We start from the raw sequence: 20,316 nt of genomic DNA, 5'->3' as shown, positions 1-20,316 counted from the left end.
CGAAGGGGAATCGTTATGCGTAAAATTCGATTAGCATAGGAGGTTGTTCGCAGGCTCTTGAAACTAAAAGTCTATTTCTCACTATGCCTGTCTATTTATTTTTTGTAACTTTCTGAAAGGTATATCGTATTTGTAAGGAATATAAGATTCTTGAATTACTTTTCTGATAACAAAGTTCAAAGAAATAATCGGTATATCTGCTATGGGTTAATAAGAGGTTACTAGTAACTAAAAGGTAAGTTGATGATTAAGAAACCAAAAACAGATCCTGAGGGATGTACTGGCGATATTCGTTCGATGCAGGATGCGATAGATATATTGAGCAGCAAATGGAGTCTGTTGATTGTTCATTACTTAATAACGCGTCAGGGGGATAACAATACATTTAAAAAAATGGAAAAGGATATCGAAGGCATTTCAGCAAAGATGTTGTCGAAGGAGTTAAAGAACCTTGAAATCAATAAAATTGTTCATCGGGAAGTGATGGATACCAAACCGGTTACGGTCCAATATTCAGTTACCCCATATGGTCTGGAAACAAAATCTGTAATCGCGGCATTGGTGTCTTGGGGCAGAAAGCATAGAGGGATGATGTTTGAACAGTAAAAGTACGATGATTGTTGAAGCCGATACATTTTTCTAATCCTGATGTTTCTTTTTTGTATCACTAATTTGCATTCCGGTGAATAAAATAAAAAAGGGATTGCCCTTTAAGACAATCCCTTTTTTATGAAGGTAAAAATCAAATGAATTCTAAAAATTAATCATTGAAATAGAAACCGTTTGGTCCAACACCAACTGTTAATTCCTTTTGTAATGTTCCGCTTAAATTGTAGATGTAAGCTTTGCTGTTTGATTTGAAATCACCTCCGTCAGCAATAAAAATTCGGTCGTCATTTACTGCAAAACCATACATTTTACCGTACTCAGAAGTTGAGCTGTATTCAAAAATTGGAGTAGTTGAAGCTGTAGTTGCAGTATAATCTATTGCATAAACTGCAGTGTTTAAAGTGTAGTATATCTTGTTATTGTAAATGTCTAAGTTCTTAACCCCGTCAAGTGACTCCGGGAAAGTGATTTTTGTGATAGAGTTGTCCGATAACTTTACTTTTACAATTTCGCTTCTTTCCCCATAAGAGCTTCTGATAGTGTACAAAATACCATCTTTTACTTCCATAGTATCTGCGCCATATCCAATCGTTACAGGAGTTTCCAGTTTATTTGTAGTTGGATTAATCACAAGTAATTTATCGTTGTTGTAAGGCTCTGTTACATAAAGTTTGTTGTTGAAAATTTCAATATGATTTCCGGTTGTATTTAACGGTATGGTAGTTTCGACTTTGTTTGTAGACAAGTTGATTACAGCGATGAAATCGTCGGTGTTACCGGCCGGGTTTGTTTTAGACCAATAGGTATTTGCATTGGTTACATAAGCTTTTCCGTCTTTTACAACCCCATATCTTGGCGCTGCTAAACCAGTTTCAACTTTAGCAATCAATTTAAAACTATAGCGGTCGACTACATTAATAACATTTGAACCACCGGCAATAATATATGCCTTGTCTCCGTCAAAAAAGATGTTTTGAAGATATTTTCCAACGAAATCACTGCTGTTTACTGTTTTATAAACATCTTTCGTGAAAGTATTTAAATCGTCAGATATGAAAGAAACGGAGCCACCGTCAGTAAAGTTACCTTCATTTAAGATGAAAACGCCATTATCATAAACTCCCTTAGGTCCGTCAGAGTCGTCATTAGAGCAAGAAACAAAAAGCGATGCGCTTAATGCTAATAAGAATAATCTAGTTAGTTTCATTATATTAAAATTTAAAGTTTAAGTACAAGTTGTAATTTCTTCCCGGCATTGGTCGGTGTTCCAGACTTTGGTAAAATGTATTCCATACATTCAGAACCTGAAAACCTACTTTGAAAGAAGATAAAAGTTTAAAATCGTAATCTATGCCAATGTTTGAAACAGTGTAAGCTGATACAGTTTTTTCAGGATCATTGTCAGCTTGTGTGTAAACAAATCCATTATAAAGAAATTGATAATGAGCTGAAAAGTTGTTTCTTGTGTAAGCGATGGCAGCAGTTACTTTATGAAAAGGAACAAAAAATAATTGCTTTTTAGTTTCTACATTTTCTGAAACAGAATAAGCATAAGTAGCATTTGCCGTCAGGTTGTTTTTACCAAAATTCTTCTTCCAGCTTAATAATGTTTCAGCACCATAACTGTTTACTTTATCTGTGTTTTGAGGCATCCAGATCCCATTTGTTCCGGGAACCCATTGCAATAGATCTTTTATTTTGATGTAGTAAAAAGTTTGAGTCAAAGAAAAATTCTGAACGGTAAAAACATTTCCAATTTCGGCCTGATAAGAACTTTCCGGTTTTAAATTACGATTTCCGCCTTCTTCCCAATACAAATCATTGAAAGTTGGGATTCTGAAATTTCGAGACACATTCAATTTCAAATTGTACAGTTTCCCAAATTGATAAGAAGTACCTGCCGAAAACAGAACCGGTGATTTATAATTGTCTGTAAATTCTTTTCGAACCCCGAATTCGTTTTTCCAGTTTGGGGAAACATCTTGTTTGATAAGTAAAGCTGCAGAACTTATTTCTCTCACATTATCGCCAAAACCACTTCCGTATCCTTTAGTTCGATTGTAGTCCAGGATACCATTTACTTGCAGTGATTCCAGTAGTTGATATCCTAAATCGGCTTTTGTAGTCAGGCTTTCTGTTTTTCCGTACGTATAAATATTGCTCGAATTGTCGGCATAATATTTATAGTTCTCAAAAATATAGGCTGTTTTTAAATTGGTTTTGAATCTGCCAAAATCACCATCATATTCCAATAAGTTCCGATTAAAACCATTGACATATTTGCTTTTAGTTTCAGATTCCGAAACTAATGAGGTATTTCGGTCTGTGTTTGAAGTTTGGGTGTATAGCTTTAAACTGTTTTTGGCATCGATTTTATATCCTGCATTTGCGCTTAGGGTAATAACATCATATTGGCCGTTTTGATTCCAGCGCTGTTCGCCTTTCCAGTTGTATTGGTTCAGGTATTTATAATCGTTTGTAGAGCTGTTTTTAGAAAAACCAATTTGAGTACTCCATTTTTTATTGGAGATACTTGTTTTGTAATTGATTCCGATAGTATTGAAGCTTCCGTAATCCAATCTTAAGCTGTTTTCAAACTTATTGTAAAAGGCGAGATCCGTATTCAGGTGTACGGTTCCTCCAACGGCTCCACTGCCGTAAATAACACTTCCTCCACCTGCTTTTACACTGATAGAATTGTAATCGGATCCGGAAATGGTATTAAAATCGGTACTTCCGTTCATCTGAGAGTTAATGTTGATTCCGTTCCAAATCACCGCCGTTTGTGAGGCTGTTGTACCTCTAAACGCTACGGTAGAAAGCATTCCACGACCGTATTCTTTAAAATAAATGGTTGAATTAAAGTTTAATAAATCCGTTAGTAAGGCTTCATTTTTACCAATAACAGAGTCATTTAATTTTAAAACCGATTGTGAATTGGAGTATTTTTTAAGATTGGCGTCAGAAACGACGACCGTTTTAAGTTTCGTAATAGAATCGTTCTGCGCCACGGTAATCTGGCACAACAATAAGAAACAAAGAGCAAAAAGTTTTTTTAAAGTCATAATTTCTACACTCTTTTTCCCGAGAGCTCGATATTGATTACAAAGGCAGGTCTCCTGGCTTGCGTCTTATTGTTTACCTTCCCATTCGTCAGAGCGAGCAGTGGTTTTGTAGTTAACAACAAGCATTCTTTTCAGAACAAAGCTTACAGTTGCGGGTACAGCTCAAGATTTATGACTTGATTCCCTTTTAATGTGTATGAATGAACACAACCTTAATTTTGTGCAAAGATAAAGTTAAAATTATTGAATTTTCAAATTTGTTTTCGTTTTAGGGAGTGATTCTGAAGAAATGATAATTTAAATCACTATTTTAATAACCTGTCCGAACGCTACTTTATTGGTAAAAGCGTCTTTTAGTGGTAATCCGGACTGATGACATAAAATACTTCTGATCACACCTGCATGTGAGACAATGACTACAGGACCAGTTTGGTTGGAAACAGAATCCTGTAAAAATGTACCTACTCTTTCATGAAGTGCTGTAAAGGACTCCCCATTTGGGACTTGCGTGGTAACAAAATCTTCCATCCAGGGATTAAGTTCTTCCGCCGGAATTGTATCCCAGTTTTTCAATTCCCAATTGCCAAAATTCATTTCCATCAGACGATCGTCAGTAATAAAGGAAACGGGTTTTATAGTATTCTGAATGTATTCTGCCAGTATAGTACAACGCTTCAATGGACTTGAAAAGAGTAAGGCTCCGTGAGGTAATTGCGAGACAATATCCTTAAAGATTTCTTCGAATGGAATAGCCAAATCTACATCAGTCTGACCGTAGCAGATTCCTTTTTCACAGGTTGTTTCCGTATGACGAATTAGATAAATTTCCATATCAACAGAATGCTTAAATAGTAAACAACTTCACAAACCTGTTGCGTTGCTCCCAAACAGTCGCCTGTGTAACCATCAATCCATTTTTGGAAATAGCGGGCTAGAAAATAACGCATGATAAATACCGGAAGAATCGCTAAAAGAAATTGGTGCTGAAAAAAAGAAAGTACCAGTATTGGAATCAATCCGAAGAAGAACGAGCCTGTAATTTCTTTCCAACTGTGTTTCTTGGCTATAGGTTTGCTTTTACTCGTAGCATCATCACGGGAATATTCATGTGTGAAAATAATAGATATTGCTGCGAGACGGCTTAAGGAATGGGCCGAAATGAATAAGAGGAAAATTAGAAAAATGTTAGTAGTAAAAAGTGAAATGGATTCAGAAAGCAGTTTGAATTTCAATAGAAATAATAAAACTAAACCAATGGCTCCGTAAGCACCAATTGCACTGTCTTTCATAATAAGAAGGATTTTTTCTTTGGTCCACCCGCCTCCGAAACCATCACAGACATCAGCGAAACCGTCTTCATGAAAAGCTCCCGTGGTTAATATTGAGGCGATAATAGCCAAAAGAACGGCACTTTCAATAGATAGAAAAAGAGAGAAAAGATAAAAAGCCAGAAAGGAAATGCTCCCAACAATCCAGCCAATAAAAGGAAAATAACGTGTTGCCTTATTTAAATAGTCAGGATCATGATTGATGTTTTTAGGACACGGGATTCTGGTGTAAAACATTAAACAGGTAAAGAAAATATGCAGTTCTTTTTTCATTTAAGATAATTGATTAGGGCAAAATTAAAGGATAAAATTATAAACTGAGATTGTAATCAGAGACTGAAAACTTATTTCCTGCTCACTCCCGCGCTTTCAAAACTGGCCATTTCATTCAGAAAAACTTCAGCTGATTTCAGAATTGGAAAGGCGATCGCGCAGCCTGTACCTTCACCCAACCGTAAATCCAGATTCAGAATAGGTTTAGCATTTAAATAATCTAATAATTTCTGATGCGCTTTTTCAGCGGAACAATGACAGAAGATTGCATTTTTATGAATAGCAGGATTTATTTTTGAAGCGATTAAAAAGGCCGTACTGCAAATAAAGCCATCCACCAGAAGGAGCATGTTGTTCTCAAAAGCAGTTAACATTCCGCTGGCAATTTGTATAATTTCAAAACCTCCAAAATAAGCCAGCTGTTGTTTTAACTCGGCCGGACCGGTATAATTTTCAATAGCTTTTCGCAGTAAGTTTTGTTTTTGAAGTAATTTTTCATCTTCAACACCCGTTCCTTTTCCAACACATTCTTCGATAGAGAATCCGGTTAGAAGACTCATCAATACCGAGGCGGTAGAGGTGTTTCCAATTCCCATTTCGCCAAAACCAATACAATTGGAGCCTTTTCTTGCAAGGTCTTCCACAATCGTTTTTCCTTTTTCAAAACACAATTGTAACTCTGCTTCACTCATTGCGGGAAGGTGTAGAAAGGATTGCGTTCCTTTGGCTATTTTGGCGTTAATCAGGTTGGCATTGGTTGGAAAATCATAATTAACACCAGCATCAACAATGGATAACTGAATGTCATTTTGCTTACAGAAGACATTAATAGCAGCTCCGCCTTCCAGAAAATTAGTCACCATTTGTCTTGTGACATCCTGCGGGTAAGCGCTTACGCCATGATTGGCAATGCCATGATCGGCAGCAAAAACGACGATAGCAGGATTTATGATTTTTGGGTTTAACGTTTCAAAAACAGTTCCCATCTGAAAGGCTAAAGTCTCAAGAGTTCCCAGAGCGCCAATGGGTTTGGTCTTCGAATCTATTTTGTCTTGTAGCTGAGTGCTGAAATTAAAATCTTTTGACTGTTCTGTTTTTGGACTTAAATTTAAATCCGGAATTAGATTTTCAACGGTAGTTTTGATTTCTGTACAATCCGGAGCCTCTGATTTTTGTTTCCAGTGCAATTGCTGCAGCATGGGTTGATTATCATAATTCGTAGCAGGTTTTCCGATGCAGAAGTACCCTAACGGCTCAATATTTTCAGGTAAATCGAGAATCTTTTTAAATTGATAATAGTTTAGAATAGACACCCAGCCCATTCCGTAACCCTGCTCAGTGAGAGAGAGCCAAATATTTTGAGCAGCACAAACCGAACTGAATTTTACCGCTTCATTGCTGCCAACCGTTCCAATGGTAAATTGGTTCAGTACAGATCGGTCATAGGCAATAATGAGCCCGATTGGAGCTTCTTCGATTGCCTCCAGTTTTAAGGATTTATAGTGCTCCTTTTGTTCGTGACTGTCAGTAAGTTCCTCGGCCTTTTTGTTATAATCTAAAAAAAGATTTTTGATGGCACTTTTAACAGCAGGAGACTTAATAAGATAATATCGGGTAGCATCTGTTAATCCAACTGACGGTGCCCAATGTCCGGCCTGAAGTGCTTTCTGAATGACTTCATCAGGAACTTCGTCATTTGTAAAATGGCGGGTATCACGACGTGATTTTAGGATATCGTCTAAATGGCTCATAAAAAGATTATTTTACAAATTTTAAATTCCAAATTCCAAAACTCTGGGGTTGGAAAATAGTAACCGTAAAGATAAAGTATCGTATTGGAATTTGGAATTTAAAATTTGGAATTTCTTTTCATCACTATCCTTTTATCTTAACCGGAATTCCGGAAACCATGAGAACCACTTCATCTGCTTGTGAGGCTAAAAACTGATTCATCCAGCCCTGTAATTCTGTAAATTTTCTGCCAATATGAGTTTCGGCATGGACACCCATTCCGATTTCATTGGTGACAATAATCAGAGTAGTATTTTCCTGTTGCGATATGGATAGGAACTCTTTTTTTGCTTCCTCTAAACTTAAAGTAACGTCATTTTTATGGTCGACAAAAAAGTTGGTCAGCCAGAGGGTAACGCAATCGATTAAAGCCACTTTTCCGGAAAAATCAATTTCGCTTAAGTATTTTTCTTTTTCAATATTGGTCCAGCGTTCGTCACGTTCCTGTTGGTGTCTGTCGATTCTGTTTTGAAAATCAGAGTCCCATTTTCGGGCTGTCGCTACATATATAGGTGTATCTGAAAGTTGTAAGGCCAGATTTTGAGCGTAACTGCTCTTTCCTGATCGTTCGCCTCCGGTAATTAGGTAGATCATTTTTAGTTATGAGTTATGAGTTGTAAATTGTGAGTTGTTTGGGTTAGTCGAATGTCAGGCTGAGCGAAGTCGAAGCTTTTGTTGAGTTATGAGTTGTGAGTTATGGTTTTAAGATTTTAAGGGATCTGTATGTAATAACTCACAACTCATAACTGTTAATAAGGGCAATGCCGGCATTCGTTTCCGCAGCAGCTTCCTCTTTTTAAGTGAAACCAGGCTTTAAAAACATAATTTCCGTCTTCTAAATAATAATCAATTCCCTCGATTAGCTTTTCTTGTTTGGGTAAAGATATGGCTTTATTTTTAAGTGCTTTTTGCGGGGTAAGCGTTTCTACGTAAGCGTCAATTTTATCTTCACAGGCTTCTTTAAAGCAAACGGGGCAAAGGCAATCGCCTCCTTCGGAAAGATTAAAAATAGGGGGGAAATCATTACACCAACACTTGTTTTCATTTGAAGTATCTCCACAGCTGAAAGAAGATTCACAGCTCGAGCAGACTTTGGTTTTTATGGGATTCATTAGGGAAAAATGATGTTTATTTGATTTTGTAGGAATAAAGGTAGATAAAAAAAATAGAAATTGCGTTACCTTTGTCAGTAATGAAATTGTAAAATTTATAAGGAAGACGAGTCAAATTATGTGCCATAAAAGCAGCGTGATGAAACTGAGCCCTTTAAAAAAATAATAGAACTTATATATGAGACATTTACTGCCAAAAATGATTTTTGTTTTACCTTTTTTTCTTCTAATCGGATGCAAAAAAAAGGAATCTTCGGAGATTGTAAAAACAGAAACTGAAAAAAATAGTATCGAATATGCATCGGGACTTTCGATTATAAAGCACGAAGGATATTCGGTAGTAACTGTTTCAGATCCCTGGCCGGATGCCCATACAAAGTTTACTTATGTACTGAAAGAGAAAGAAGCGAAAGTACCGGACAGTTTACAAAAGTATACCACTATCAAAGTTCCTTTGGAGTCAATCGTGGTGACCTCAACTACTAACATTCCGTTTTTGGAAATGTTGGAAGTAGAAAATAAATTGGTCGGTTTTCCGCATACCGATTACATTTCCTCAGAAAAAACCAGAGTATTAATAGACAAAGGTACCGTTAAAAATGTGGGGCAAAATGAAAAATTAAATATCGAGCAGTTGATAGAGCTTTCTCCGGATTTAATAGTGACTTTTGGAGTAGACAATAACAATGCGATGCTTGATAATTTGAAAAAAAGCGGTCTAAATGTTTTGATTCAGGCCGACTGGATGGAGCAATCTCCTCTTGGAAAAGCAGAGTGGATCAAACTTTATGGTGCTTTATTTGGAAAAGAAGAGCAGGCGAAAGAGTTGTTTGATAAAATTGTTTTGAGTTATGACCAGGCTAAAAAATTAGTAGCGGGCAAACGGGCAACTTCAAGTGTTTTATACGGTTCTATGTACGAAGATATCTGGTATGTGGCCAAAGGGAACAGCTGGGTGGCGCAGTTTATGAAAGATGCTCAGGCGAATTATTTATGGGCCGATTTGAAAGGTACAGGAAGCGAAGGCTTGTCTTTTGAAAAAGTTTTAGTGAAAGCCAAAACAGCCAATTTTTGGATTGCTTCAGGTTCTTTTAAGAGTTTAGATGAATTTGGAAAAATTAACCCGCATTATGCTGAGTTTGATGCTTTCAAATCTAAAAATGTGTATACTTTTGAAGGTAAGGTTGGCGCGACCGGTGGAACAGTTTATTATGAGCTGGCACCAAGCCGTCCTGATTTAGTACTGAAAGATTATATCAAGATTTTTCACCCGGAGTTACTGCCAAGTTACGAATTCACTTTTGCCTCTAAATTAAACTAAGTTCATTGATTCATAAAAAACGAAATATAATACTGTTTTCGGTACTTGGTCTGGCATTAGTGTTTATGTTCTTTTTAGACATTAGCTTGGGATCCGTAATCATACCTTTTAAGGAAGTGTATAACAGTATGACGGGAAGCCATGCCAGTAAATCGACTTGGGAATATATTATTGTCAATTATCGTCTGCCTAAGGCTATTACAGCCATGTTGGTGGGTATTGGTTTATCGGTGAGCGGTTTGCTGATGCAGACTTTGTTTAGAAACCCGTTGGCAGGACCAGATGTTTTAGGTTTAAGTTCGGGAGCAATTCTGGCAGTTGCGATAGTGATTTTAGGGGCAGGTTTTCTGCCTTCATTTTTAAACTCGATTTTATTGTCGCCGTATGCAATTGTACTGGCTTCGACAATAGGAAGTGTTTTGGTTTTATTACTCGTTTTACTGGTAGCACAGCGTTTACGAAATACGATGGCAATTTTAATTGTCGGATTAATGTTTGGGAGTTTTACCAGTGCTATTGTTGGGGTGCTGACCTATTTTAGTTCGGCAGAACAATTACAAAAATTTACCTTCTGGTCTTTGGGAAGTCTTGGAAATCTTTCGTGGACTTCAATTTCGATTTTGGCGGTTTGTGTTGCTTTTGGTCTGTTTTTGAGTGCCGGAAGTATTAAACCTTTAAATGCCTTGCTTTTAGGGGAAAATTATGCCAAAAGTATGGGGTTGAATTACAAGAGAGCCCGATTGATAATTATTTTCGCTACAAGTATTCTGGCCGGAAGTGTCACTGCTTTTGCAGGACCGGTTGCTTTTATTGGTCTGGCAGTGCCACACATTGCAAAACTCACTTTTCAGACGAGTAACCACACGGTTTTATACTGGAGTACATTTTTTTACGGAGGAATAATTATGTTGTTTTGCGATATGGCCTCACAAATGCCGGGACTAGAAACCACACTGCCTATTAATGCAATTACTTCTATAATTGGTGCTCCAATTGTTGTTTGGCTGCTCATGCGTAAAAGAAATTTCCAGTAAATAAATTAGCCACAGATTAAGCGGATTCAACGGATTTTCGCAGATTGATTTTTAAAAATTAAAGGAGGTGAAGAAGAAACTCAGAACCTTAGCAGCTTAGAACCTTAGTACCTTTAAACAATGACTACTATTTTAAAAACAAAAGATCTCGATATCGGCTACAAGTCCAAGAAAGGAACTGTAACCATTGCCGAAAATTTAAATTTGAATTTAAGTTCGGGAAAACTCATCTCGTTAATTGGTGCAAACGGAATTGGGAAATCGACTTTGCTTCGCACGATTACCGGAATTCAACAGCCGTTAAAAGGACATGTTTTTCTAAATGAAAAAAATATAAGTGCCTATAAGCCTTTGGAATTGGCTCAAAATTTAAGCTTAGTTTTAACCGAAAAGCTACCGCCAAGTAATTTGTCTGTTTTCGAATTAGTAGCTTTAGGACGTCAGCCTTACACTAATTGGATTGGTACTTTAAGTCAGACTGATATCGAGAAAGTTCAGGAAGCTTTAGAGTTGACTCAAATCGAGCATCTGGCTCGGAAAAAACATTTCGAAATTAGTGACGGACAATTACAGAAGGTTTTAATTGCGCGAGCTTTGGCACAGGATACTCCGTTGATTATTCTGGACGAGCCGACAACACATCTTGATTTACTGCACAAAGTTTCGCTGTTCAAACTCCTCAAAAAACTAACAGAGGAAACTCAGAAATGTATTTTATTTTCGACTCATGATATCGATCTGGCAATTCAGTTGAGTGACGAAATGATTATCATGACTCCTGAAATGGTAGTACAGGATGCACCATGCAATTTAATTTCAAAAGGGAGTTTTGCAACGCTATTCAAAGACGAGCATATTATTTTTGATGCCGAAAAAGGAAAGTTCGTAATTACGTAGCAGACTCGTTGAATACTTTACAAAGTGACCGGAATAACGTTTAAAACTAAAGGAATTACCGATTAGCTATTTTTTAGTCCGATTTGTCTTTTTGCTTCTCCCACCACAAAAGCCACAGAATTGGCAATATTAAAGCTTCGGATTAATTTTGACATGGGAATGGTTAGGTGATTCTCAAAACGTGCCAGAACTTCTTTACTTAAACCTACACTTTCTTTACCAAATACCAGCCAGTCTCCATCCTGAAAATCGGTTTCGAGATATGATTTTTCGGCATGGGAACTCATCAGAAAAACACGTGACTGATCCGGAATCTGCTGAATCCATTCTTCTATATTTTGGTATTCGGTAACGTCAAGATGTACCCAGTAATCCAGTCCCGAACGCTTCAGGTTTTTATCGTTAATTACAAATCCGAAAGGGTGAATTAAATGTAATCTGCTTTCTGTACCCACACACAAACGTCCAATGTTTCCGGTGTTATTAGGGATTTCAGGCTCTACAAGAACTATGTTTAGCATTTTTTTGAGTTATGAGTTATGAGTTATGAGTTGTGAAATGTGAGTTTTGGGCAAGTGTTTTGTTTTTTTAATAATTATCACATTATCTAATTATCGAATTGTCTGATTTTCAAATTACCCCATTATCTAAGTTAAAATCAGTCACTTCCAGTACTTCTCCAGCTTTTAAGTTTTGCAAAGATACATTTCCTATGCGAACACGAACCAGTCTTAAAGTTGGAAACCCAACCGCCGCGGTCATTTTTCGAACCTGACGAAATTTTCCTTCTCTTATCGTAATCGAAGCCCAGGAAGTTGGGCCATGACGTTCATCTCTGATTTTTTTGGCTCTTGGACCAAAGTCAGGAATTTCAGTAACGATAAAAGCAGTGCAGGGTCTGGTTTTGTATTTACCGCCATCAAAACCTATTTCAACGCCTTTTTGTAAGGCCTCGATTGCTTCTGGAGTGATGATTCCGTCGACCTGAACATAATATTCTTTGTCTACTTTTTTGCTTCTTACCAGTTCGCTTACCATACCGTCTGTCGTCAATAATAGTAAACCTTCAGAATCTTCGTCTAGTCTTCCGATGGCCATAGTACCTTCAGGGAAATGGTATAATTCACCTAAAAGCTTTTTCTTTCTCTTCAATTCATAAATAAACTGACTTAGATAGCCGTAAGGTTTAAAAAGAATGAAATGATGATGCATATTTGTTTTTTGACTGCAAAGATAACTTTGTTTGCAGAGTTTAAAAGGAAATCTTAAGATTTAGATTTTTCATGCTTCATTTTTTTTAGCCATTGCAGGACAAACCAGATTGCCGTAATTGCAAATAGGACTAGAATTGGGAAATAATAATTTTTGAAAAAATCATGAAAGTAACTTCCGATTAATACGTAAGCTGAAGCGATGCACAATTTGATTCCAATAAATTCAGCATTAGACCAGGAAGTTTTGATTTTGAAGAAGTTCATAATTCTGTATTGAATCGTTAGTAACTATTGTTAAAGAAATTATTTCTTTAAAGTCAAAAAGTAATTTAGATTAGATTTAATCCTTTTTCTGTCTTTATCCAGTAGATAGATCTTTTCAGGATTTGAACTATAATAGCCATAGTACAGTTGTTTTTCCTCCGGCTGATCCCAGTTTAAGACATAAATTGTACCGTCCGGATCTTTATCTAATCCTCTTTCGGTATTAAAATTACCTTTCTGGGTAAAGACATTTCCGGGTTCTTTTCCCTGATAGACACTTATTAGTTCAAATTTATTGTTCTGTGAAACGCTATAATCGGTGTAGATTTTCAAGGTCATTTGAATTCCGCTACAATCAGCGCACGGAATTATTCCTTCATAGATTGCTGTTTTGCTGAAACTGTTGTTGGTTTTAGTGACCGTTTCCTTGTTTGTAGTGTTGTTTTCTTTAGTTGTTTTTGTATTGCAGGACAGTAGCAGAGAAAATAGAGCCGAAAAGATAAATAACTTTTTCATGTTGTATCATATTAGTTAAACCTAAAACGATTTAATGGTGAAGAAAATTGTATAAATAGAAAGCGAAATTAAATGATTCATTTTTCAGTCTTAGATGCTCTAATAGTTTAGACTAATGAGACAAAGTAATATTGTTAGAATACTTAGCAGGTAAATCAAGCCGTATAGATTTTTCAGACAAAGAAATTTAAAAAAGAAATAACGTGTTAAATTTTAATAACCTCTTAATTCGTACAAAAACAAAATGTCTTGTGAAGCCCCGTTAGTTCTGAGGATAATTAGAATAATAAACGGATAATTTGTTTTTTGTTTGAAAATTTTCACAAAACTGCAATACAATAAGTTTAAGTTTTCACAATATTCTGTTAACTTTAAAGAATATAAATTTGACTTCTAAAAACACTATTTTATTAAGACGTATGAAAAAACTTTACCTTTCTCGCCAGCTTCTGGCTTTTTTATGTTTTTTTGGTTGTTGTTCGCTAAGTCTTGTTGCGCAGACAATGCCGGCAGCTCAGACCTTGCCTTACACACAAAATTTTGATGCTTTAGTTGCCGGCTCAACAGCATACCCGGCAGGATTTCAGGGATGGTCAGCTGCCTCTACTCAGAATACAGGAGTATACAATACTACCTTAGTTGGTGACAAAAATTTAACAGCAAACGGTACAGCGGCTGTCAATGGCGGAAACATCTACAATTACAATGGCAAAATAGGTTTCTTAAATACAACTTCCGTTGATTTAACAATAGGATTTGCATTTTCGAGTCTTAATAATAAAGCTATAAAAGTGGAGTACGACGCGATGATAATTCGTAATGTTTTTGACGGTACAACTAACAATCGTCTTCAGGAACTGGCTTTGCAATATCGAGTTGGAACTACTGGTGCTTTTGTTACTGTATCCTCATCCTCTCAAGTTTATTCTAATAGCAGTACGACACAGCAGACTTCAGCTGTTACAACTCCTTTGGATAATAAAACAACAAGAATTATAGTAACCTTGCCTTCAGATTGTGATAATCAGGCGATAGTTCAGATAAGATGGATTGCAAGATTGAAGTCAGGTTCAACAGGATCGCGTCAGTCTTTTGCGATTGATAATATTGATGTCAGAAGTGATATTGTTGCGCCTATAAATGGGGTGGGGTATCCTAAGACAGATACTGTTTTGTCAGACAGTTTTAATTTTTTAAATCAATTAAATGAAACAGGGAAAACTTATTTTGTTTTATTGCCTTCAGGAAGTGCTGAACCGACAGCCGCTCAGATAAAATTGGGTCTTGATGCCAACGGAACTGCTGCTTTGCAGTCTGGTATTTTAGATGTTACAGATGCTTCTCAGGTATATACAAAAAGTTTTACCGGCTTGACAAGTAATACTTCTTATTCGGTTTACTCTGTTTCAGAGGATACTGCAGGGAACATTCAGGCGACAGTAAATAAAATAGATGTAACCACTTCAAATGTTGTAGTTCCTGTTTTATCCACTTCAAGCAGTACACTTGATTTAGGATTTTCGGAGTCAAATTTTGACTCCGATAATTTTAGTTATCAAATTCAGGGAACCAATATCTCGACTCCGGTTACAGTAACAGCTACTGGAAAATTTACCATTTCAAAAGACGGAACTACATTTGGCACTTCGGTTTCTTACCCTGCGGTTGATTTTGCTTCCGGAGCTACACCAACGGTTTATGTGAGGTTTACACCGGATGCTATTGGAAGTTTTTCAGGACAAATAACACATGACGCGACCGGAGCCACAACTAAAACAGTGACGCTTACAGGAGTAGGAATTGATCCGTACCAACAAGGTTTTAACGATGCAAATGTTTTAAGCAATAGCGGGTGGACGCAATACAATGTTGCCGGTACTGCAAATAAATGGACTTCAACGACTGTGGCGAGAAACATAAATTCGGGAACAGGAGCGGTAATCATGAATGGCTATTCCGATAGCGGAGCTAGTAAAGACTGGCTGATTTCTCCAAAATTGCGTTTAGATAATACTGCTAAATTTGATAAAGCAATTTTACTTTCTTTTTACTCCCGTAAATTTTATGCGGGTACTGATCTGAAATTAATGGTTTCTACCGATTATGATGGAAAAAGTAATCCTGAAAATGCAACCTGGACCGTAATTGACGGTAAATTTCCGACTATAACAGGAACCTATACACAATCGCAATACATTAAATTAGACAGTTACAAAACAAGTCATACTTATCTGGCCTGGGTGTATGAAACTACAGCCGGAGGAGCAAACAATGCTGCAGAATGGTCATTTGATGATTTTGCTATCACCAATGCAACGGGTTATATAGATGCAAATCCTGTTTTAGATTTTGGAGATGTAAATGTAAATGGAGTTTCGGGAACTGAAGCTTTTTCACTTAAGGCCGAAGGCTATGGAGATATTACCGTTACTGCTCCCGCAGATTTTCAGTTGTCCTTAGACGGTACTTCGTTTCAATCGACTGTAGTAGTAAGTTCAGCTGATGCTGCAACAAACAAAAAGATTTATGCGAGGTTTGTACCATCTGTAAAAGCATTAACAATTTCAGGTGTGTTAACAGTTACAGGAACTGCTTTAAACAAGCAAATTGGTTCGTTTACCGGTTCTTCTATTCCAAAAGCAGATACGTTTGATATCGTAACCTATAATTTAGAGTTTTTTGGTACAGATGTAAAAGACAAGTCTAATAAAGAATTTGGTCCTATTGATGATGCTTTGCAAATTGAGAATGTGGCTAAAGTAATGAACAAATTAAATGCCGATGTTTATGTAGTTCAGGAGGTTTCTGATGAGCCGGCTTTAGATGCTTTAGTGCAAAAAATTAGCGTTAACGGGAAAACGTTCGACAAAGTAATTTCACCTTCATGGTCCTATTCGTTTAATCCCGCAGATCCAAATTTTCCACCTCAGAAATTGGTAGTGATTTATAATACACAGACAGCAACGGTAAAAAATACCAAAGTGATGTTTAAAGATTTATACGATCAACTACGTGCTAAAACGGTTACACTAAACAATTATCCAAGTCCTGATGGTGATAATGGAGATTTTTTCTCATCAGGTCGTTTGCCTTACATGGTACAAATTGAAACAAACATTGGTGGTGTAAAAAAGCTGCTTAATTTAGTAGATCTTCACGCACGTGCCAACAGCGGATCTGATATGAATAAATACAATATGCGTAAATACGATGCGCAAGTATTGAAAGACAGTTTGGATCGTTACTATGCCAACTCTAATCTGATTATTTTGGGAGACTATAACGATGATGTAAGTAAATCAGTTATTAGTCCAAATCCTTCTTCTTATAAGATGTTTGTTGACGATCAGACCAATTATAATGCGCTTACTTTAGAAATCAGTAAAGCAGGAGCCTACAGTTATTTAAGCTCAGGCGGATTTTTAGATCATATTATGATTTCAAATGAATTAAATGACCAGTACATTGCAAATTCAACTGCCGTTTATGATCCGCGTAATGATATTAACAATTATACGAATACCACTTCAGATCACGGTCCGGTAATTGCCCGTTTTGAATTGAAAGCGTCGAATCTGTCGACTATCGATTTTGAGACCAAAAACGGTTATGCGGTTCACGCTTATCCGAATCCAACTACTGATGTGGTGAATGTGGTTGTAAAAACGAATACAGATAAAAAACTAAAGTTGAAATTCTACGATGTTTCAGGTCATTTACTGGGAAATCCGGTTGACATTAATGCTACACAGGATGCAAGTACTACGGCTGTTCCGGTAAGTTATTTGCAAACGGGGATTTACTTTTATACCCTAACTGAGAACAATAAAGTAGTTTATAAAGGGAAGATTATTAAAAAGTAAAACGTAATGTAAAATGTAAAAAGTAAGAAGTAAGAAGCAGTCCAGAATTAAATTTGGACTGCTTTTTTTATATTTAAAATACCGCTTTGAATTGTGACAGATTGGCTTCGGGTGTAATAGAGTAAAAATAATTCAATTGCCATTGCTGAGTTTTCTGAGCTTGTTTGTTTGTTGTTTCATCCCATGGTGGATATACTCTTGTGGCTCTTTTGCCTTCTTTTGTCGGAGTGGTAAAAATACCTTTCTCTAATAAAACAGCTTTCGGAAAAACAAATTGCCCAAAGAATTCGTTCTTTCGAACACTGACAATTACAAAGTCAATAGCGTCTGTGAAATCAAAGGGCTCAATAATTCCTGCCGTATTGCGTTTCCATAAAGTTACAAATTGCCCTGTTTTGGTGGGCGTGATTTTCGCTTTCCTGTAACAAATGTTTTTCTGATTCAATCGAAAACGGTAAGCATCGTACTCGCTACTTTCTTCTTCCGGTTCAGGTTGAGTGACATCAAAATTGCAACAATCGTAAAGTATTTCTTTGGCAATAGTAAGATCTTTCGGTAATGACTCCGGATCAGTCCATTTGTTTTTGAGGATCATTTTTTTGTTTCTTTTTAAGTAATTGTTGGTAAAACTACCACAAAAAGAACTCTAAAAAGTAACATTCAATCCAAAATTTAATCCCCATTGAAACTGATTAAAAGATTGATTGTTTAACGGATTGATATAATAATTCATGGCCGGCTCTACAAAAACACTCGTTTTCTTGTAAACACGATATTGTAAAGTACTGCTCAGGGTAGAACCGTAAATAAAATCATTAGCATCAACATTCTGACCGATCGAATTTCCGTTTAAAGCCATGTTGTTGGAAATCAGTTTGCCCACAAAACCACCTGTATTGATGTTGATATTGGCTCTGTTTTTACTGAAAACAGAATAAGAAACCTCCAAAGGCATTTCGATATATCTTAAGTTTTGGTCCAGTTTTCCGCTTTCAATAGTATTACTTTCAATATTGTTTTGCTTTAATGCATTCGTAGTGGCTTTAGAAACAAATATATAACCGGAATTAGTACTAATTTGAGGGGATGCCGCAACTACGGTTGCATTTTGATTGAAATAGTCATTAGATGTCAAAGCAGCATTCGACGGACCATTACTTATATACGAAACATCAGCAACACTTTGTCCCAGTTCGTTGATTTTAAAACCTGAACCAACAGCCCATTTTTTGTTGATTTTATATTTTGTTTTAACACCGTAAGTGCTTCCCTGTTTCGAGTCGTTTACATTACCCAGCGTTTTGTCATTTTTATAATTCTCCGAGTTAGCTAATCCGGCAAAAACTTCAACTGCCCATCTTTCTCCTTTTGAAAGGACTGTTTTCTTTTCTTTCTCGTTTTTCCCCTCCGGATTAATAATGCCTTTTTCTAAGTTTTGAAGTTCTGCCAGCTGAACCGAATCCTGCTTGCTTAAAACCGTACTGAATTTCGAATTGTTTTTTGAATTACCCGTTAACTCTCTGCCGGGAAATGCATTTTCAGTAGCAGTTTTTTGATGCTTGTCAGAAAGCGGGTTCACAGTGCTTAAAGCGGTACTAAAGTTATTTTTAGTGGTCAATGGCGTTTCGAAAACAGAACCAGAAACCTTGTTTTTTGAATTTGAATGGAAAGGATTTGTCTTTCCTGCGTTAAAAGTTTGTTCCGCTAATATTTGATTAGCAGCTTTTTTGTCAGCACTTAAAGGTTGATTTTTTGAATAAGAACCAAATCCATTGTTTTTACTGACAGTATATACTTTCTCAGCCACATTTTGATTTGAATTTTTTGGTTCTGTATTTAAAAATTGATTTGATGAAGCAGAATTGAATGCATTTAACGGATTTGACTGAGCCGTATTTGTTTTTGCAGAAACCATTACTTTTTGGGTTGTAGTAGGATCTTCATTTCTCTTTTGAAGAGTTGAGTTCAGATTCGCATTCCCTGAATTAGCTTTATTAGTTACATCAGAATGAGCAACTGCCGTTTTTTGATTGTGATTTTTGATGGTAAGCTCAGGCGAATTAGTACTGTTCTTCAGAGAAGAATTACTAACTGTATTGTTTGATTTTTCCTGAGGGGTATTTACAACAGGGTTTTTTTCTTTACTTTGAATTGTTCTGTTAGAGTTTTCATTGTCTTCTTTCTCGTCAAGAACCACACTATTGTTTTCTATCGAGCCATTTTTTACTGTTTTGATTGCCGACGTTGAGGTAAAATGTAAAACAGAAGGAAGTAGTAAGCCCAATAATAAGCATGCAGCAGCCGACCACCAAAGAATAGCTTTCTTCTTTTTCTTTTTGGGTTGGTCTAATTTTTCTTCAATCTGACTCCATAATTCAGGAGGCGGAACACTTGAAAAGTTTTCCATTGATGAAAAAAGATCTTCTATATTTTGCTTTTTCATGCTATTTTAAAATTTTTTATGCTCATTATTTTTTTTTGCAAAATGCTTTTGGCCCGATTTAGATTTGATTTTGATGTTCCTTCAGAGATTTTTAAAAGTTCGGCTATTTCTTTATGCTTTAGTTTTTCAAAAACATACAGGTTGAAAACGGTGCGGTACTGATCCGGCAGATCCCGAATGTATTCCAGTAGTTTCTCCTGTTCGACCGGAGCAATATCCAATTCTTCCTCTTCAACAAAATCAGTATCCGGATCAAAAACATCCAAAAAGAAACTCTCTTTTTTCTTCTTGTTCAGGGTTTCAATCAACTTGTTAATGAAAATACGTTTTAGCCAGCCTTCAAAACTTCCTTCAAATTTATATTGGCCGATTTTCTGAAAAACGATGACAAAAGCCTCCTGAAATACATCTTTGGCATCGTCTTCATTTCTCATATACTTCAGGCATATACCATATAAAACAGGAGAGAACAACTGATAGATTTTCAGTTGTCCTTCTCTGTCATTTTTGATGCACAGTCGTATGTATTTTTCTAAATCGTCTTTCAAAAAAGTGGTTTATTTGGTTTTGCAAAAATAGTTTTTAT

The 20,316-nt window shown here is 36.4% G+C and carries 19 protein-coding genes and 1 riboswitch; of the genes, 5 read left to right on the top strand and 14 right to left on the bottom strand.

The genetic code is table 11. The features are described from left to right. The first annotated feature begins 243 nt into the window (after positions 1-243). The gene (locus ACAM30_RS03785) at positions 244-606 is read left to right on the top strand and encodes a winged helix-turn-helix transcriptional regulator (RefSeq protein ID WP_369617303.1); all 363 of its coding nucleotides are present in this window, start codon (positions 244-246) and stop codon (positions 604-606) included. Positions 607-760: 154 nt separating this feature from the next. Here ACAM30_RS03785 and ACAM30_RS03780 read toward each other — a convergent pair whose 3' ends face one another. The 7 genes from ACAM30_RS03780 to ACAM30_RS03750 form a co-directional block, all read right to left on the bottom strand. Beyond that, positions 761-1,816, bottom strand: coding sequence for a YncE family protein (locus ACAM30_RS03780; RefSeq protein ID WP_369617302.1), 1,056 nt, complete (start codon positions 1,814-1,816; stop codon positions 761-763). A gap of 4 nt (positions 1,817-1,820) precedes the next feature. Beyond that, positions 1,821-3,674, bottom strand: coding sequence for a TonB-dependent receptor plug domain-containing protein (locus ACAM30_RS03775; RefSeq protein WP_369617301.1), 1,854 nt, complete (start codon positions 3,672-3,674; stop codon positions 1,821-1,823). 26 nt (positions 3,675-3,700) lie between these two features. Then, a riboswitch (cobalamin riboswitch) is annotated at positions 3,701-3,904 on the bottom strand. Between the two features lie 67 nt (positions 3,905-3,971). Further along, positions 3,972-4,505 (bottom strand): alpha-ribazole phosphatase, encoded by a 534-nt coding sequence (gene cobC / locus ACAM30_RS03770; protein ID WP_369617300.1) that lies wholly within the window; start codon positions 4,503-4,505, stop codon positions 3,972-3,974. Further along, the gene (locus ACAM30_RS03765) at positions 4,490-5,275 is read right to left on the bottom strand and encodes an adenosylcobinamide-GDP ribazoletransferase (RefSeq protein WP_369617299.1); all 786 of its coding nucleotides are present in this window, start codon (positions 5,273-5,275) and stop codon (positions 4,490-4,492) included. Before ACAM30_RS03765 ends, cobC begins: the two co-directional genes overlap by 16 nt. 71 nt (positions 5,276-5,346) lie before the next feature. Further along, entirely contained in the window at positions 5,347-7,026 is a 1,680-nt protein-coding gene (gene cobT, locus ACAM30_RS03760; RefSeq protein ID WP_369617298.1) for a nicotinate-nucleotide--dimethylbenzimidazole phosphoribosyltransferase, read from the bottom strand. A gap of 124 nt (positions 7,027-7,150) precedes the next feature. Beyond that, positions 7,151-7,660 (bottom strand): bifunctional adenosylcobinamide kinase/adenosylcobinamide-phosphate guanylyltransferase, encoded by a 510-nt coding sequence (gene cobU, locus ACAM30_RS03755; RefSeq protein ID WP_369617297.1) that lies wholly within the window; start codon positions 7,658-7,660, stop codon positions 7,151-7,153. 155 nt (positions 7,661-7,815) lie between these two features. Then, positions 7,816-8,178 carry a DUF5522 domain-containing protein gene (locus ACAM30_RS03750; protein WP_017498679.1) on the bottom strand — a complete coding sequence of 121 codons (363 nt, stop codon included), beginning with the start codon at positions 8,176-8,178 and terminating at the stop codon, positions 7,816-7,818. A 178-nt stretch (positions 8,179-8,356) separates the two neighbouring features. Here ACAM30_RS03750 and ACAM30_RS03745 point away from each other — a divergent pair, with 178 nt between their 5' ends. The 3 genes from ACAM30_RS03745 (at position 8,357) to ACAM30_RS03735 (ending at position 11,430) form a co-directional block, all read left to right on the top strand. After that, the gene (locus tag ACAM30_RS03745; protein WP_369617296.1) at positions 8,357-9,499 is read left to right on the top strand and encodes an ABC transporter substrate-binding protein; all 1,143 of its coding nucleotides are present in this window, start codon (positions 8,357-8,359) and stop codon (positions 9,497-9,499) included. Between the two features lie 65 nt (positions 9,500-9,564). Next, the gene (locus ACAM30_RS03740) at positions 9,565-10,533 is read left to right on the top strand and encodes an iron chelate uptake ABC transporter family permease subunit (protein WP_369618633.1); all 969 of its coding nucleotides are present in this window, start codon (positions 9,565-9,567) and stop codon (positions 10,531-10,533) included. Between the two features lie 120 nt (positions 10,534-10,653). After that, positions 10,654-11,430 (top strand): ABC transporter ATP-binding protein, encoded by a 777-nt coding sequence (locus tag ACAM30_RS03735; protein WP_369617295.1) that lies wholly within the window; start codon positions 10,654-10,656, stop codon positions 11,428-11,430. Positions 11,431-11,492: 62 nt separating this feature from the next. Here the strand turns inward: ACAM30_RS03735 and ACAM30_RS03730 are convergent, their stop codons facing one another. From ACAM30_RS03730 to ACAM30_RS03715, 4 genes are all read right to left on the bottom strand, one after another. Beyond that, entirely contained in the window at positions 11,493-11,951 is a 459-nt protein-coding gene (locus tag ACAM30_RS03730; RefSeq protein ID WP_369617294.1) for a tRNA (cytidine(34)-2'-O)-methyltransferase, read from the bottom strand. A 109-nt stretch (positions 11,952-12,060) separates the two neighbouring features. Further along, positions 12,061-12,642, bottom strand: a complete 582-nt coding sequence (locus tag ACAM30_RS03725) for a pseudouridine synthase (RefSeq protein ID WP_369617293.1) — start codon at positions 12,640-12,642, stop codon at positions 12,061-12,063. A gap of 53 nt (positions 12,643-12,695) precedes the next feature. Then, positions 12,696-12,908 carry a hypothetical protein gene (locus ACAM30_RS03720; RefSeq protein WP_369617292.1) on the bottom strand — a complete coding sequence of 71 codons (213 nt, stop codon included), beginning with the start codon at positions 12,906-12,908 and terminating at the stop codon, positions 12,696-12,698. 39 nt (positions 12,909-12,947) lie between these two features. Further along, on the bottom strand, positions 12,948-13,424 hold the full coding sequence (locus ACAM30_RS03715; protein WP_264531155.1) for a copper resistance protein NlpE: 477 nt from the start codon (positions 13,422-13,424) through the stop codon (positions 12,948-12,950). A 419-nt stretch (positions 13,425-13,843) separates the two neighbouring features. On the opposite strand from ACAM30_RS03715, the gene ACAM30_RS03710 reads away from it, so the two are divergent. Continuing rightward, on the top strand, positions 13,844-17,287 hold the full coding sequence (locus tag ACAM30_RS03710; protein ID WP_369617291.1) for a T9SS type A sorting domain-containing protein: 3,444 nt from the start codon (positions 13,844-13,846) through the stop codon (positions 17,285-17,287). Positions 17,288-17,360: 73 nt separating this feature from the next. Here the strand turns inward: ACAM30_RS03710 and ACAM30_RS03705 are convergent, their stop codons facing one another. The 3 genes from ACAM30_RS03705 to ACAM30_RS03695 are packed head-to-tail and all read right to left on the bottom strand — an operon-like array spanning position 17,361 to position 20,278. Then, positions 17,361-17,882, bottom strand: a complete 522-nt coding sequence (locus ACAM30_RS03705; RefSeq protein WP_369617290.1) for a MepB family protein — start codon at positions 17,880-17,882, stop codon at positions 17,361-17,363. 51 nt (positions 17,883-17,933) lie between these two features. Further along, the gene (locus ACAM30_RS03700) at positions 17,934-19,730 is read right to left on the bottom strand and encodes a hypothetical protein (RefSeq protein WP_369617289.1); all 1,797 of its coding nucleotides are present in this window, start codon (positions 19,728-19,730) and stop codon (positions 17,934-17,936) included. Continuing rightward, positions 19,727-20,278, bottom strand: coding sequence for an RNA polymerase sigma factor (locus tag ACAM30_RS03695; RefSeq protein WP_202702918.1), 552 nt, complete (start codon positions 20,276-20,278; stop codon positions 19,727-19,729). Before ACAM30_RS03695 ends, ACAM30_RS03700 begins: the two co-directional genes overlap by 4 nt. Positions 20,279-20,316 lie beyond the last annotated feature (38 nt).

Source organism: Flavobacterium sp. CFS9 (assembly GCF_041154745.1).
Lineage (GTDB): Bacteria > Bacteroidota > Bacteroidia > Flavobacteriales > Flavobacteriaceae > Flavobacterium.
Note: the sequence above shows the minus strand (reverse complement) of the source record. Positions and strands in the feature narration are given on the sequence as shown.

What these genes read in the sequence shown, in the direction of transcription:
- ACAM30_RS03785 (WP_369617303.1), top strand. Translation starts at nt 244, where the DNA reads ATGATTAAGAAACCAAAAACAGATCCTGAGGGATGTACTGGCGATATT.
- ACAM30_RS03780 (WP_369617302.1), bottom strand. Translation starts at nt 1,816, where the DNA reads ATGAAACTAACTAGATTATTCTTATTAGCATTAAGCGCATCGCTTTTT.
- ACAM30_RS03775 (WP_369617301.1), bottom strand. Translation starts at nt 3,674, where the DNA reads ATGACTTTAAAAAAACTTTTTGCTCTTTGTTTCTTATTGTTGTGCCAG.
- cobC (WP_369617300.1), bottom strand. Translation starts at nt 4,505, where the DNA reads ATGGAAATTTATCTAATTCGTCATACGGAAACAACCTGTGAAAAAGGA.
- ACAM30_RS03765 (WP_369617299.1), bottom strand. Translation starts at nt 5,275, where the DNA reads ATGAAAAAAGAACTGCATATTTTCTTTACCTGTTTAATGTTTTACACC.
- cobT (WP_369617298.1), bottom strand. Translation starts at nt 7,026, where the DNA reads ATGAGCCATTTAGACGATATCCTAAAATCACGTCGTGATACCCGCCAT.
- cobU (WP_369617297.1), bottom strand. Translation starts at nt 7,660, where the DNA reads ATGATCTACCTAATTACCGGAGGCGAACGATCAGGAAAGAGCAGTTAC.
- ACAM30_RS03750 (WP_017498679.1), bottom strand. Translation starts at nt 8,178, where the DNA reads ATGAATCCCATAAAAACCAAAGTCTGCTCGAGCTGTGAATCTTCTTTC.
- ACAM30_RS03745 (WP_369617296.1), top strand. Translation starts at nt 8,357, where the DNA reads ATGAGACATTTACTGCCAAAAATGATTTTTGTTTTACCTTTTTTTCTT.
- ACAM30_RS03740 (WP_369618633.1), top strand. Translation starts at nt 9,565, where the DNA reads ATGTTCTTTTTAGACATTAGCTTGGGATCCGTAATCATACCTTTTAAG.
- ACAM30_RS03735 (WP_369617295.1), top strand. Translation starts at nt 10,654, where the DNA reads ATGACTACTATTTTAAAAACAAAAGATCTCGATATCGGCTACAAGTCC.
- ACAM30_RS03730 (WP_369617294.1), bottom strand. Translation starts at nt 11,951, where the DNA reads ATGCTAAACATAGTTCTTGTAGAGCCTGAAATCCCTAATAACACCGGA.
- ACAM30_RS03725 (WP_369617293.1), bottom strand. Translation starts at nt 12,642, where the DNA reads ATGCATCATCATTTCATTCTTTTTAAACCTTACGGCTATCTAAGTCAG.
- ACAM30_RS03720 (WP_369617292.1), bottom strand. Translation starts at nt 12,908, where the DNA reads ATGAACTTCTTCAAAATCAAAACTTCCTGGTCTAATGCTGAATTTATT.
- ACAM30_RS03715 (WP_264531155.1), bottom strand. Translation starts at nt 13,424, where the DNA reads ATGAAAAAGTTATTTATCTTTTCGGCTCTATTTTCTCTGCTACTGTCC.
- ACAM30_RS03710 (WP_369617291.1), top strand. Translation starts at nt 13,844, where the DNA reads ATGAAAAAACTTTACCTTTCTCGCCAGCTTCTGGCTTTTTTATGTTTT.
- ACAM30_RS03705 (WP_369617290.1), bottom strand. Translation starts at nt 17,882, where the DNA reads ATGATCCTCAAAAACAAATGGACTGATCCGGAGTCATTACCGAAAGAT.
- ACAM30_RS03700 (WP_369617289.1), bottom strand. Translation starts at nt 19,730, where the DNA reads ATGAAAAAGCAAAATATAGAAGATCTTTTTTCATCAATGGAAAACTTT.